Below are 14621 nucleotides of genomic sequence, written 5' to 3' on the forward strand. Positions count from 1 at the left end.
ATTTGCATCGTCTCACAGGGAAGCACCTTTGATTGCCAACGACCCGCTGGCAGATAATACAGATGTGTATGCTTTCCGCAGCCCCGATGATCCGAATAAGGTAACCATCATTGCCAACTATGTTCCCGGGCAGTTGCCGCAGGGTGGGCCTAATTATTACCAGTTTGGTGAAAATATTCGTTACGAAGTTCATATTGATAACAATATTGCCACAAAAGGTGATGATATTATTTATCGGTTTACTTTTCACCAAATTAATGAAGATCCTACCACTTTTTTCAACATCCGTTTGGGTAAGCAAAATCTTAAAACAACTTATAAAATGGAAAGAAGTATGAATGGAGGGATGAGTTTTCAAACAGTAGTTGAAAAAGGAATTGTGCCACCACCCAATATTGGCCCACGTTCTATTACATCATCTGTTGGATTAGGCGCTTCAGATTATACTCAGGAGGTTGTCAATGCCCTTACAACTGCTAGCACAGGCGAAAAGGTATTTTGTGGCCCGGCAGACGATCCTTTTTTTGTAGATCTTGGAGGAATTTTTGACCTGGGTGATGCACCTCGTGCAAATGGTATGGCTACAGACGGATTGAAATGTTTAAACGTTTCTACTATTGCTCTGCAAATTGATATCAGCACTTTGCAAAAAGACAAAAAGCCGGTAAGTCAGTGTGTGAGTATACTTGATCCCAATTATGTTATTGGTGTTTGGGCTAGTGCAAGCAGACAAAAAATAAGTATTTTAAGAGAAGATGGTAAAGGAACTACTAATAGTGGACCATGGGTTCAGGTATCCCGTTTGGGTATGCCATTGACAAATGAAGTTGTTATTCCAATCGGGTACAAAGATTATTGGAATTCTTTGACACCCTATGAGGACCTGGCAACGCTAAGCACATTCGGAAAATTCTTCTATAATCCCGAACTGGCTTTGTACATGGACGATACTTTTTTTGGAGGTGCTGTTCCAGGATTAAAACCATTACGGATACAAAGAAATTCGTTGGGTGCATTTGGTTTTGGCAATAACCAAAATGGTTTGTATGGCCTTAAAGGTAATGCAGCTTTGGATGGTACAGCGCTAGCTGAATCTGCATTTGGCGGACTATTGTTGCCGAAAGCAAATTCACCACGTTCTGTTGATTTATGGCCGATCTTTCATACGGGCGTTCCCAATATGGCGCCATACCAGTTAGCAACGGGCAAAGCAGGCAATCCATTGGCAAAGGGAAAACCTTTCATATCTAATTTTTTACCAAACGGAGGAGATATGCTTCGTCTGAACATGGCTGTACCACCAACTCCGAGAACAAGCAGCCAGTTTAGTTCTCTTGGTTTAATACAGGCAGCAGTACTTGGATTAACAGACCCCGCTTACAACTCAAACACGTCAATTCAGTATATTCCCAACATGGATGGCTTCCCCAACGGAAGAAGGCTGGAGGATGATGTGACAAGAATTGAATTGCAGGCAGTAGGCGGTGTTGTACTTGCCGCCATTGGTTTATGGTACGATGATTATGTTCCCGGCACAAGTAAAAGCCCGGTAACGCCTGACCTGGTGAATGTACTGACCTACACTACAGGCGTAGAAGCGAATGATGTTCCGCTAAAACAATGGTTTCCATATGTACAGGAACCTTTTGCCGGTACATATATTTGCCCTTGCAATACACCAAACAATGCAAGGTCCAATAATACAATCAGAAGCACTGTAAACACAGGTGGTTTGGCAATGTCAACTCCCGAAGTTTTTGCAAAGGTTTCTCCTAATCCATTTGTTGAAAATGGTACTATTACCTACCATGTAGATAATACTGCCAGAGTGAATATTTCATTGGTAAATGCACAAGGACAGCAAATAAAAATGCTGGTAGATAAAAATGTTAAGCCAGGCACTTATACCGAAAAATGGAACGGTCGTGAATTGAGTAAAGGTATTTATTTTATAAAAGTGGTAAAAGATGGCGAGGTTAAACAAACCCTCAAAGTAGTGAAAGGATAATTTTTTTACAAGAAGGTTGTTTTAAAAACAAAAATCATCTCTGGTTGAAACATATGCCAGAATTGGTTTTGGATACATGGCTGAGCTCTTTTTAAATGTCCTTGTTTTTAAAACAACCTTTTTTATTTAGTTAAATATATTTTTTAATGCTATTATTCTTAACCTAATTAACCATCTCATCAACAAATAGAAGAACATGAAAAAAAATATTTTATACATCGCATTGCTAATTGTGTTTATAAGTTCCATTGGATTTATAATCTTACAATATCAACATAAAGAAAAAAAAATGGAAGCAATGGTTTACACAATGCTTCCCCGTAAAGGCTTATTAGCAAAAACAGATGAATGGATACTTACGCAAAAAAATATTGCGTTGCTGCAGCGTAAAATTAAAGCCAATTCAAATGATTCAAAATCAATTATTGCCCTGGCAAACTATTTTATTCTGGAGGCAAGAGCCACAGGTAATTATCCTTACTACGATATGGCCGCGATGAAACTGATCAACGATGCACTTAAAATTGATGCTAACAATTTTGAAGCTCTTACACTTAAATCATTAATCTATCTTAGCCAGCATCATTTTGCAGACGGCCTGGCTACGGCACAAAAAGCAAGGGATATTATTCCCTACAATGCATTCGTTCATGGCATTCTGGTAGATGGCAATGTAGAAATGGGCAACTATGATTCTGCTTTAGACTGTGCTCAAAAAATGATGGACATCCGGCCCGACCTGCGTTCTTACGCAAGGGCATCTTACCTGCGTGAAATATACGGCGATTATACCGGAGCTATCGACGCTATGAAATTAGCCGTTGGTGCAGGAGCGCCCGGAGATGAAGCAACAGAATGGTCAAGGGTACAACTTGGTCATTTATATGAAAATACCGGTGACATTAAAAGCGCTGAAATAAATTACAAGATTGCCCTTAATGAACGCCCCGGCTATATGTATGCACTTGCAGGAATGGCACGTTTAGCCCTTGCTGCAAAAGAATACCCCAAAGCCATTGACTATTACCAGCAGGCAGCAAAAGATGCTACCGGCAATACATTTATGCAGGAACTTGCCAATGTGTATTTTTTAGCAGGCCAGAAACAAAAAGCGGAGGACCTTACAAAAAATGTAATTGATGAATTAAATAAAAATGCACAGGCCGCCAATACAAATGAAAGCATCGGCCATTATGCAGATAAAGAACTGTCCTATGCTTACCTGAGCATTAATAACGTTGACAAAGCGCTTGAACATGCATTACTTGAGTACAACAGGCGCCCTAAAAACATTGAAGTAAATGAAACGGTTGCCTGGATGTATTTTAAAAATAACGAAGCCGACAAAGCCTTGCCTTACTTGCAGGAAGCGCTTAAAACCAATAGTAAAAATCCAACTTTATTGTGCAGGGCCGGTTTAATTTTTGCAAAAAAAGGCGATACTGTTAAAGCAAAAAAATATTTACAGGATGGTTTACAAAATAATCCGACTATTGATGAAAGCCTTAAGGCTGATGTATCGCAACAGTTAAAAAATCAAAATATTGTCTTTGCAAAATGATTAAATAATCCATCATGAAAAAAATTACAGCTGTACATTTAAAAATATTGTTGTTGATGACAGCCTTATTTTCATCGTCATTTTTATTTGCACACAGCATCAATTATGCGTTGCAAAATGCACCGAATGTAGATGTGGTATGGTTTTATACTAAATTGGGCTTTACACATATTTTGCCTTACGGTGCAGACCATATTTTGTTTGTTGTTGGATTGTGTTTGCTGAGTACAAATATTAAAACCATGTTATGGCAGGCTACTGCATTTACGGTAGCGCATTCTATAACGCTTGCACTTAGTATGAAGAATATTTTCGTTGCGCCTGCACCAGTGGTGGAACCTATAATTGCTTTATCCATTGCATTTGTTGCTGTAGAAAATATGCTCATCACAAAATTAAAACCGTGGCGTATTCTGGTGGTATTTCTGTTTGGGTTGGTTCATGGAATGGGCTTTGCCAGTGCATTAAACGAAATAGGATTGCCTGCAGGAAAATTTTTTACGTCTGTTTTATCCTTTAATCTGGGTGTAGAACTGGGACAAATGACTGTGATACTTACTGTTTTTTGTTTGCTGATTATTCCTTTTAAAAATGAAACCTGGTACCGGCAAAGAGTAGTATACGGCTTATCTTCTGTGATTGCTTTGGTTGCCGGGTACTGGGTAGTTGAAAGAGTTTTTATGACAACGTAAATTTTTATGAAGTACAATAACTAAAATTATTGTTTTAAAAAATAGCCCGGATGGTAGCACGGCCAACGTGTACAACCCTTGCTGTGCCTGGTTTTCTACCATCGTATTGGATGCTCATTTCGATATTGCCTGCAAGGCGTTTGGTATATTCCAGATTCCATAAATAATTTTTGCCAGGTAGTAATCCTTCCAGCATGATATATCCTACGGTTGAATTGGGTGAAGCTGCATTATCCTTTGAGGAAAAGTTTATTGAGTTGACTGAAAATTTTCCGTTGATGGTACTGTTGGAAGGTACATTGTATTTTACTTCGGTATTAATAGCGCTGTTGGTGAGTTGTTCAAAAAAACCAATGGTATTTTTTTTATCACTGATGCTGTAAGACGCAGTTAACCGTAAATTAGTTCCATGAGTATAGCTTACCGAAGGTTCAGCAACTTTTTGCTGAACGCTGTAATTTCTATTATCAAATTTAGGCGTGGCCAGTTCGTTGATAATCGACTTCAAAGATATGCCGGCGGTTATCTTTCTGTTGAAATTAAACCGCGCTTTGTAGGTGATGTTACGGAGTTTCCTGCTTTCAACACCATAGGTTAATAAAGACTTCCCGCTACTCTGGCTGTGCGTTACATCCATGCCCCATTTACTACTGGTGCGGTTAAAGAAAAAGGAATTCGATAAAAAAGAACTTAGTGTCAGCAAAGTTGTATCAACCAATTTTTTGGTAAAAGGATTGAATTGAAATTTACCGGTAGAGATATCTTTTTTATTAATCTGCATCGAAGAAGAAGTACTGATCCTGGTTAATAATTTTCTAAATCCTTTTGCAGTAGATGCATTGATTACAGCATGTGGACTGATATCAATATTATAATTAAATGTTACATAGTTAGCTTTTACATATTGGTTGGTGGGGGTATTTACACGGATGTATTTCCGCTGATCGGGAAACAAAGCAATTTCAAATTCATTCAGTTCTGCAATTCCATTATTATTATAATCATTCCAGGTGTATTCGCCCTGCCCTGCCGGTACCTCTACAAAAGTAAATTCCCTTTTCTGTTCCTGTCCCGCTCCTACCTCGTATAAAACGTTTCCTGTAACTAGCCCTTTCCATTCATTTACATAATATTCTGTCCTGCCCAGCAAACTTTCATCCGGCTTTTGTGTGGTAAGCAATGGATTTATTATTTCTAATTTGCGATAGGTAAGATTAAATTTAAACTGGTGATGTTCGTTCTTAAGCAAAGCAGTATTTACACTAAAATTATTACTTTTATCTGCCACTGATAATTTCTTTATAACAGGATAAAAATCACTGCGGGTAAAAAAACTAATACCCCATTTATTTAATTTTGTCTCATCCGATTTAAGATACAATTGCCATGTATGAAAGGCAAAACTAAGTGGAGATAAGGTATCGTACTGTTTGTTGCTGCTGGCATTGTGTTCTGCAGAATAATTAGCGCCCACCACCAGGTTATTGATTTTCTTAAATAGTTTATTTACATCAACAGATGGACGCAGGTAAGTAAATTTCTGCAAAGGAGAGTTACTGCTGGTGATACTAACCTGGTCAGTTATCTTCCAATCACGGATGCTGGAATAATGATAGAGCATTTGCCGTACACCGATAAATTTATCGCTGCGGTTATAATTTGTAATTTCGTATTTTATTTGATTGCCTATGCTGTCTTTCAACTGAAATGCTGCGTTGGCAAGGCTTTCATTGGCAGGTGCAATGATATAGGGCAAACTCCAGTCCCGGTTAAATTCTACATTGCGTAGCCGCTCCAGCGGTGTAAAACGGCTTTGTACAAATTCGTAGCCCAGGTTGGTTTGCAGTTGCAAGGCCTTTTTAAAAAGATGAATTTTTTTACCATCCTGCATTAGTTGAATTTTAGCAGCCACGCCATTATCGTTGCTTTTATCTTTACTGCTAAAAAGATTGATATCATAATTGCTAACCGCAAATTCTGTTTTTATCCGGGTGGTTGCATTGATGGCATACTCTGCCCCAACAGTAATCAGTTGCTTTTTTTTAGGAGTTACCAATAAAATTACCGGTTCCCAGTCGCCCTGTTTTATATTGGCGGCATTGGGTGCAACCCATTTAAAAACCTTGCCGTTGGTAGCGGTGTACTGTTGTATATAATTTCCTTTTCCCAGTCCTAAAAAAGTAAACGCCAGGTTATACAACCTATTGTTATTGGTAGTATTATACACGTAGACAGAATCATGCTGGGTTGCGTTAAAAACGGTGTCTATCCTGCTGTACAAAATTTTACCGGTTGCAAAAGTATCCAGTACAGCACCTTTGTAAAATGCAGTATCAATACCATTGCCCACATTTGCCAAAAATTGTTTTTGGTTAACATCCAGCGTTTGATTGATGGGAGAATTTTTTGCATCCTGGTTAGAGAATGCCCCCATACTCAGCACCAGTTTTTTATTAATAGTTACTTCGTCATTTACATAAATATTGCTGTTTAAAAAGTTCCTGTCCGCATATTCAAATTCAGCCTGTATTCTTTTATCTTTTGTGATCATTCGCTTAGGCGTAAAAGTTAATTCTGCCGTATTGTAATTAATAACGTAATCCTGGTCTTCACCTCTTACCAATAATTCACCATCCATAAAAATTCGTTCTGTGCCGGCAAGAATGGTAAAAAATAACTCATTGTTACCGCCCTGTAATCTATACGGGCCCTGGTTTCCTTCGAGAGGGGTGAGAACATTGCGGTTAAATTTTCCTTTGGCAACTGAGCCACTTAGCAAGAAAGAGTTGTTTATATTTTTGCTTAGTTTATTGTCGGTTAAAAAAGACATCCCCTGTAAGCGTTTGTAAAAATTGAGAAAATAATTTTTACTTTGACGAATATCAATGTCGCCAAAATTAATTTGCCAGTTGCGTTTCTTAACCTGCAGAAATATCTTATCAAAATCTCTTAAATCCTTTGTATTACCATCGGGCTGAATTGGGATATTATTATCGGTTACTGCTGCCGTTAGCTCCAGACTATCGCCGATAAAACCATTGATCTGTAAATTTAAACTGGAATTTAATACGGCATCCTGGCTGTTACCAAATGAAATACCCCGTCCGAAGCTACCGTTGTAATTGATGTCGCCAAAATCAAACAGTGCATTGGCATTTTTACCGGTATTTTTAAAAATGTATGGACGTTCGCTGATGAAATTATTGCGGATACTATCATAATTAAAATGCCGTGAAGGGGCATTCAATCTGCCCGGAAAAACGCGGTAACTTATTTCAACGCTATCAGTCACCGGCTTTTGTATCCAGGTTAAACGGGCATTGATTTCATCCAGGATATATTGAGAAGAATATATATTCTTTATACTGAAGGTTTGGGGAACAATACTTAAACTATCAAAACCCGAAACTGTATTGTATATTCTGATTTTTTTACTCCTGAGATTAGAAACCGGCGACATTATTTTTTGCGCCTGGGATAATTGTATAGTCAGCAGAAAGATCAGCAGCAGATATATCCTTGGAGATTTCAAATCAGGCTTTTAGATTCAATGATTAAAGTTATGATTTATTGTGCAGCACTTTTTAAATGCAGTAATATCCACAAATAAAAAAACCTTCCGGACAAAGGAAGGTTTACAAATAATATAACGTAAAATTTTATTGTTCAGTACTTAATCCGGAAGAAAGATATTCCCTGTTAAAACGGGCAATATTGCTTACCGAAATTCCTTTAGGACATTCCGCTTCACAAGCGTAGGTATTGCTGCAATTACCAAAATTTTCCTTATCCATCTGGGCTACCATATTCAACACCCTTGATTCTCTTTCAGGTTGCCCCTGCGGTAATTGCGCCAACTGCGCAACTTTAGCGCTTACAAATAACATAGCGCTGCCGTTTACACAGGCGGCAACACAGGCACCACAACCAATACAGGCTGCAGCCATAAATGCATTATCCGCATCTTTTTTATCAATGGGTAATGAATTGGCATCAACAGCATTGCCGGTATTTACCGAGATATAACCGCCCGCCTGAATGATGCGGTCAAAAGCGCTGCGATTAACTACTAAATCTTTTATTACCGGAAAAGCCGCGCTGCGCCAGGGTTCTACCACAATTGTATCTCCATCTTTAAACGCCCGCATGTGTAACTGACAGGTGGTATTTTGTGCCCACGGACCATGTGCCTCACCGTTAATGTGCATACTACAGGAACCACAAATTCCTTCCCTGCAATCATGGTCAAATGCGATGGGATCTTTATCTTGCGTTATTAATTGTTCGTTTAATACATCAAACATTTCAAGAAAAGACATTTCAGAAGAAATATTTTTTACGGGATAAACTTCAAAATTTCCTTTTGCTTCTTTATTTTTCTGACGCCAGACTTTTAGTGTCAGATTCATGTTGTAATGATTCATAGAAAGTATTTGCAGTGTGTGATTTTCTATTATTTATTTATAACTACGTTGAGTTGGCTTAGCTATCTCAAAACTTAAAGCTTCTTTGTTTAACTGCCACTCACTTTCGCCTTTGTATTCCCAGGCAGAAACATAACTATAATTTACATCGTCTCTTTTTGCTTCGCCATCTTCCGTTTGTGACTCTTCTCTAAAATGGCCACCACAGCTTTCATTTCTGTCCAATGCATCTTTACACATCAGTTCGCCCAGCTCAATAAAATCAGCTACCCTTCCGGCTTTATCCAGTTCGGGGTTCATCGAATTTATCTCACCTGGTATTTTTACATCCGCCCAGAATTCTTTTTTAAGCTGCTGAATTTCAACAATAGCTTCCTGCAACCCTTGTGCATTGCGGGCCATGCCGCATTTATCCCACATAATTTTTCCCAACCGTTTGTGAAAACTTTCAACTGTTTTTGTGCCTTTAATATTCTTCAGTGCGTTGATTCTGTCACTTACTTCTTTTTCTGCAATTTCAAATGCAGGATGCGAGGTAGGAATACTTTTAGTACTGATGTCATCGGCCAGGTAATTACCCAATGTGTATGGAATTACAAAATAGCCATCCGCCAATCCCTGCATCAACGCACTTGCTCCCAAGCGATTAGCTCCATGATCACTAAAGTTTGCTTCGCCCATTGCATATAAACCCGGTATGGTAGTTTGCAATTCATAATTTACCCACAAACCTCCCATAACATAATGTACTGCCGGATATATCCTCATTGGTAAGTTATAGGGATTTTCGCCTGTTATCTTTTCATACATTTCAAACAGGTTACCGTATTTTTCTTTCACCACATCTTTGCCTAATTTAATAAGCGTTGCCTCGTCTAACGAATCATTGCCTTGTTTACCGGCTTCAATTTTACCATAGCGTACAATGGCATCGGCAAAATCAAGGTACACCGCCATCTTGGTGGTACCCACTCCATAACCTTCGTCGCATCTTTCTTTTGCTGCCCTGGAGGCCACATCTCTTGGTACCAGGTTTCCAAATGCAGGATATCTTCTCTCCAAATAATAATCTCTTTCCTCTTCTGGAATATCAGTTGCTTTTCTTGCGTCCGCTTTCATTTTAGGAACCCATATACGGCCATCATTTCGAAGTGATTCACTCATCAGTGTTAACTTGCTTTGGTGATCGCCACTTACCGGAATACAGGTGGGATGAATTTGTGTAAAACAAGGATTACCAAAATAAGCTCCTTTTTTATGTGCCTTCCATGCGGCAGTAACATTGCTACCCATGGCATTGGTGCTAAGATAAAACACGTTTCCATATCCTCCGCTACATAATAAAACAGCGTGTCCGAAATGGCGTTCCAGTTCGCCAGTGATTAAATTTCTGGCAATAATACCTCTTGCCTTTCCATCTATCATTACCACATCTAACATTTCATGACGGGTATAAGTTTTTACATTTCCCAGGCTTACCTGTCTTTCGAGAGCGCTGTAAGCACCCAGTAATAATTGCTGCCCTGTTTGTCCGGCAGCATAAAAAGTACGCTGAACCTGCGTTCCGCCAAAACTGCGGTTGCTTAACAAGCCTCCGTATTCTCTGGCAAAAGGAACACCTTGCGCCACACATTGATCAATGATTGCACTACTAACTTCTGCCAGGCGGTGAACGTTAGCTTCTCTTGCACGGTAATCTCCTCCTTTTACGGTATCATAAAATAAACGAAAAACAGAGTCTCCATCATTCTGATAATTTTTTGCCGCATTTATTCCTCCCTGGGCCGCAATACTGTGTGCCCGGCGGGGACTATCCTGAAAGCAAAAAGATTTTACCTGGTAACCCATTTCGCCAAGTGAGGCTGCAGCAGATGCCCCTGCTAATCCTGTACCCACCACAATTATTTCAAGCTTGCGTTTGTTAGACGGGTTTACCAGTTTAACGTGCCCCTTATAATCGTTCCACTTTTCATCCATTTCGCCGGCAGGAATTTTTGAATCGAAAGACATAATAATGTTGATTAAATGATTAGTTAACTATTAATTTGATTACAATAGAATTTGATGTAAAACAATAGTTGCAACGATATTTTGTTACTGTTGGGTTTTACTTAATTTATCCAGTGTAAATAAAAAGCAATTGGCATCAAGGCAAACAAGACGCAAATTACCAGCGAGTATACAACACCAACTCCTTTAATTATGGGTGTATATCGTTTATGGTTTACGCCCAATGTTTGAAAGGCACTTTGAAACCCGTGCAGCAAATGCCAGCACAACGACGTAACGCCAAGGATATAAACAATTACAATTAACAAGTTGTTCTCAAAAACTAATTTCATTTCTGCATACAAATTATGCACTGTTTCGTTGTTGTAAACATCCAGATTTACTTCATCCAGAGCTTTAATACCTATCATTCCGCCAAAGCGGGACGGCGTCCAAAAATGATATAAATGCATTACCAGGAAAATAAGAATCAACGTACCCAGCAAGCCCATGCTTCTGCTGTACCATTTGCTATTTTTGTTGGCATTATTAACAGCGTATTTTAATGGACGGGCTTTATTATTCTGCCTCCATAATATTAATCCCTGTACTATATGAAGAAGTAAAAATACAAACAATCCTATCTCCATGGTTCTAACGATTAAATTAGAACCCATGAAATGACCCCAATGGTTAAACGTTTCTCCGGCATCATTAAAAAAAATCATGGAGTTAATAGTGCAGTGAACAATTAAAAAAGTAATGAGAAAAATACCGGTAAGCGCCATGATAAATTTCTTGCCGATTGAGGAAGTAAAGAACAATTTCCAGGTCATATAGCTTGGGTTATTTTATTAAATTGATGCAAAAGTACGTCAGTATGTTTCAAAAAATTATTTTATTGAAATTATTTACGCAATACTTTTTAGTTAATTATGATCGTGTATCTTCCAAATTGTTGCTCCTTCTTTGGGGCATTGGGTACACTAAACGAGGCTGGTAAGTGGTTTGTGCAGATACAAACCACATCTTACTGCTGTTACAATTTAAAATAGAAAATAATGATGGGTGCAGAACGTTTAATTTAATTGTTTTATCATCCAGTTATCTACCTGTTGAAAAACTATTTCGGGTTTTAGGGTTCTCCATTGGGGAAAATCCAGTAATGCGGCATAGTTAGTAAGCCTTGCTTTTTTAAAATCATACTGGCTTTGGGCGGGCATATTTAAAATCACTACCCATCCATTATCATCTTCCAGTTGTTCCCGCCACTCTTCATAATAACTATCATCACTACTGTGAAAATTTAACACATTTTCTGCTACTAATATAAATTTATACACGCCTTGTAAATATAAAATATCTGTAACATCCCTCCGCAGGGTCATTATATCATTTTCAATCGCATCGTTCCATTCGCCCAGCAATTCAATGATTGCATAATGCTGATCATAATCAATGAACAAAATTTTCATGTATAAAGTTCTGCTGCCAAATTCATCCCATTGCGGGTGTATATAGTAATTGTATACGGCTTGAGTAAATTCAAATTCGCTGTATTCACGGCCAAAAAAAGGAGATCTGTCATCTTCTTCTGCAATGTACAAATGGCGCCAGTTATAATAAGGTTCTATATTTTGCATACTTTAAAAAAGATTACTTATCCCCTTCGGAGATAACATTACTGTGGCTTCAAAATTAAATCATACTGATGATAAAGTTTATTCTTTATAAAAAAAGCTGCGATAAATGCAGCCTTTATTAAAATATTAACCAGAAATACACTTTTATTCAAGTACCAGTTTTTCTGTAGATACCACCTGCTCATTATCGTCTAAAACATTTACGATATAAGCCCCTTTTGCCTGGCGTCGTGCTAAATTTATTGTAGTTGTTTGTGAGGAGTTTGTAAGGCTGATTACTTTTAATTGAAGGGTACGACCCGTAAGGTCTGTAACAACAATTGTATATCTTCCCGCCTTTTGTCCTTCTATCAAAACCCTGAATTGTGAGCCGGTTTCCGGGTTAGGAAATACTTTTGCATCGTTGATGGCACTCAATGGTAACATTGACTTTGTCAGCGGAAAATTTCTTGCAGCATCCGCTTCTTTCTGTAATAAAAAGTTTGCATTTGCTAAATCTGAAGCATTGAAAGGCTGTTCAGTACTTATAATTTTTAAAGCCGACAAATCTTTCATATTTACTTTGTACAATCCGTCAAAAACGTTGGCACTGCTTACTACCATGTTTCCATCGTCATCCACAGCAGCACCATTGGTTGTAAAATTTGCAGGTAATCCGGATATGGTTCCCGAAAATTTTGCGGTTCTTGTATCAACGTCAATGTTAAAAATATTATGGTTTGCTGTTACTATAACCAGTTTACCAAATGCATCTGCAACCATGTCACCACCCCAACTACTGCATTTATTATGTACAGAAATACCTTTGTTTTCTGCTGCATCAATCACCGGTCCAAGATCCTGCACTGCTGCATTTTTACCGGTACTAAAGCGCACCAGGTGATTGGCATCATTGGTGAGCGCATAGCCGTAACCGTCCGCAGCAATCACCATTCTTGTAATTTGATTTTCTTCTGACTGAAAGCCATTGGCAGCCGGTCTTGCCAACAAGCCGGTTTTAACGGTGGTAAAACGTGCTTCGGGTTGATTAAGGTCAAGATAATTTATATCAGAAAAATGGATCGGCGCAAAATACAGTCTGTTATGTACTGCATCCAGTGCGCAGGCAGCAACACCAAAACTGGTTGGGTTTGCCGTTGCTATTCTGGCATCTGAAGCATCGTCGGCATTGGATATTTTAAAAGCTGTTTTATTTGCCTCAAACAATGTTTTTATTACTTTACCCGTGGTAAGATCGACCTGTTTTATATCGCCCCAAAAAGAGCTATTGTTAGCTTTTCCGGTAATAGCGTATGACCTGCCAGAATTTTGAGCCTGTGTAAAAAAAGAAGTTGTAAAAAATATAACTAAGAGTAAAAGTTTGCGTTTCATGACAGAATTTTTATGGTAAATTAAGCATCCGTAAGTTAACCAAATAGCGGAAGAAAAACAATATTACGTAAGTTATGAAGAATGATTTTCCAAAGTTTTTTTTACACTGCCGGATTGTAACAGCAGCTCTTTTGCTGCCACATATCCTATACTCAATTTATCCATTACCATGCGAACCCCCCGGTCGATTAATTTTTCGTTTGTTAACTGCATATTTACCATGCGGTTATTCTCTACCCTGCCCAATTGTATCATTAATGTGGTAGAAATCATATTCAGTATCAGCTTTTGTGCGGTACCACTTTTCATCCTTGTGCTGCCGGTTATAAATTCGGGACCAACAATTACTTCAACAGGATAGTTAGCCACTTCACTTAATGGTGCGTTGATATTACAGCAAATGCTGCCAGTTACTATCTCGTGGGCATTGCATTTTTGTAAAGCACCTATTACATACGGAGTAGTTCCGCTTGCAGCTATCCCAATCACTATATCTTTATCACCAACGGTATGCTGCTGCAAGTCTTTCCAGCCCTGTTCTGCATCATCCTCTGCAAATTCTACTGCTGATGTGATGGCTTTATTTCCACCCGCTATGATGCCAATGATGAGATTAGGCGATACACCAAATGTAGGCGGACACTCACTTGCATCCAAAATACCCAATCTTCCGCTGGTGCCTGCACCTATATAAAAAAGACGGCCGCCTGCCAGCATTTTATCTGCCACAATCTTTACAAGAGATTCAATTTGCGGCAACGCTTTTTCCACTGCCCCCGCTACCTTTTTATCTTCGTTATTGATATGCGTGAGCAAGTCCCCTACAGACATTTTTTCAAGATGCTGATAGCTGGACTCTTCTTCTGTGATTTTTTGAATAGACATTTTTTACTCCCTTTATTCCGGCCAATTTTGTTGTTATATGACCTGTTT

At 38.6% G+C, this 14621-nt stretch carries 10 protein-coding genes; 3 read left to right on the forward strand and 7 right to left on the reverse strand.

Annotated elements, in window-relative coordinates:
- From H7254_RS03345 to H7254_RS03355, 3 genes are all read left to right on the forward strand, one after another.
- Positions 1-2008, forward strand: a 2008-nt coding sequence (locus tag H7254_RS03345) for a DUF4331 family protein (RefSeq protein ID WP_301931636.1), incomplete at its 5' end; no start/stop codon positions are given.
- Between the two features lie 196 nt (positions 2009-2204).
- Positions 2205-3569: a lipopolysaccharide assembly protein LapB gene (locus H7254_RS03350; protein WP_301931637.1), complete on the forward strand. Its 1365-nt coding sequence runs from the start codon at positions 2205-2207 to the stop codon at positions 3567-3569.
- A 14-nt stretch (positions 3570-3583) separates the two neighbouring features.
- Positions 3584-4261 (forward strand): HupE/UreJ family protein, encoded by a 678-nt coding sequence (locus H7254_RS03355; RefSeq protein ID WP_301921574.1) that lies wholly within the window; start codon positions 3584-3586, stop codon positions 4259-4261.
- A gap of 34 nt (positions 4262-4295) precedes the next feature.
- Here the strand turns inward: H7254_RS03355 and H7254_RS03360 are convergent, their stop codons facing one another.
- The 7 genes from H7254_RS03360 to murQ all read right to left on the reverse strand — a co-directional run bounded on the left by H7254_RS03360 (position 4296) and on the right by murQ (position 14573).
- Complete coding sequence (locus tag H7254_RS03360; protein WP_301931638.1) at positions 4296-7793, reverse strand: hypothetical protein; 3498 nt, start codon at positions 7791-7793, stop codon at positions 4296-4298.
- A 127-nt stretch (positions 7794-7920) separates the two neighbouring features.
- A complete protein-coding gene (locus tag H7254_RS03365; protein ID WP_301931639.1) occupies positions 7921-8685 on the reverse strand; it encodes a succinate dehydrogenase/fumarate reductase iron-sulfur subunit in 765 nt (254 codons plus the stop codon).
- Between the two features lie 33 nt (positions 8686-8718).
- A complete protein-coding gene (locus H7254_RS03370) occupies positions 8719-10695 on the reverse strand; it encodes a fumarate reductase/succinate dehydrogenase flavoprotein subunit (RefSeq protein WP_301931640.1) in 1977 nt (658 codons plus the stop codon).
- A gap of 101 nt (positions 10696-10796) precedes the next feature.
- A complete protein-coding gene (locus H7254_RS03375; protein WP_301931641.1) occupies positions 10797-11510 on the reverse strand; it encodes a succinate dehydrogenase cytochrome b subunit in 714 nt (237 codons plus the stop codon).
- A 243-nt stretch (positions 11511-11753) separates the two neighbouring features.
- Entirely contained in the window at positions 11754-12317 is a 564-nt protein-coding gene (locus H7254_RS03380; protein ID WP_301931642.1) for a hypothetical protein, read from the reverse strand.
- Positions 12318-12461: 144 nt separating this feature from the next.
- Positions 12462-13688 (reverse strand): T9SS type A sorting domain-containing protein, encoded by a 1227-nt coding sequence (locus H7254_RS03385; RefSeq protein WP_301931643.1) that lies wholly within the window; start codon positions 13686-13688, stop codon positions 12462-12464.
- Between the two features lie 72 nt (positions 13689-13760).
- Positions 13761-14573 (reverse strand): N-acetylmuramic acid 6-phosphate etherase, encoded by an 813-nt coding sequence (murQ, locus tag H7254_RS03390; RefSeq protein ID WP_301931644.1) that lies wholly within the window; start codon positions 14571-14573, stop codon positions 13761-13763.
- Positions 14574-14621: the final 48 nt, after the last annotated feature.

This window comes from Ferruginibacter sp., assembly GCF_014377975.1.
In the GTDB taxonomy this organism is placed as follows: domain Bacteria; phylum Bacteroidota; class Bacteroidia; order Chitinophagales; family Chitinophagaceae; genus Ferruginibacter.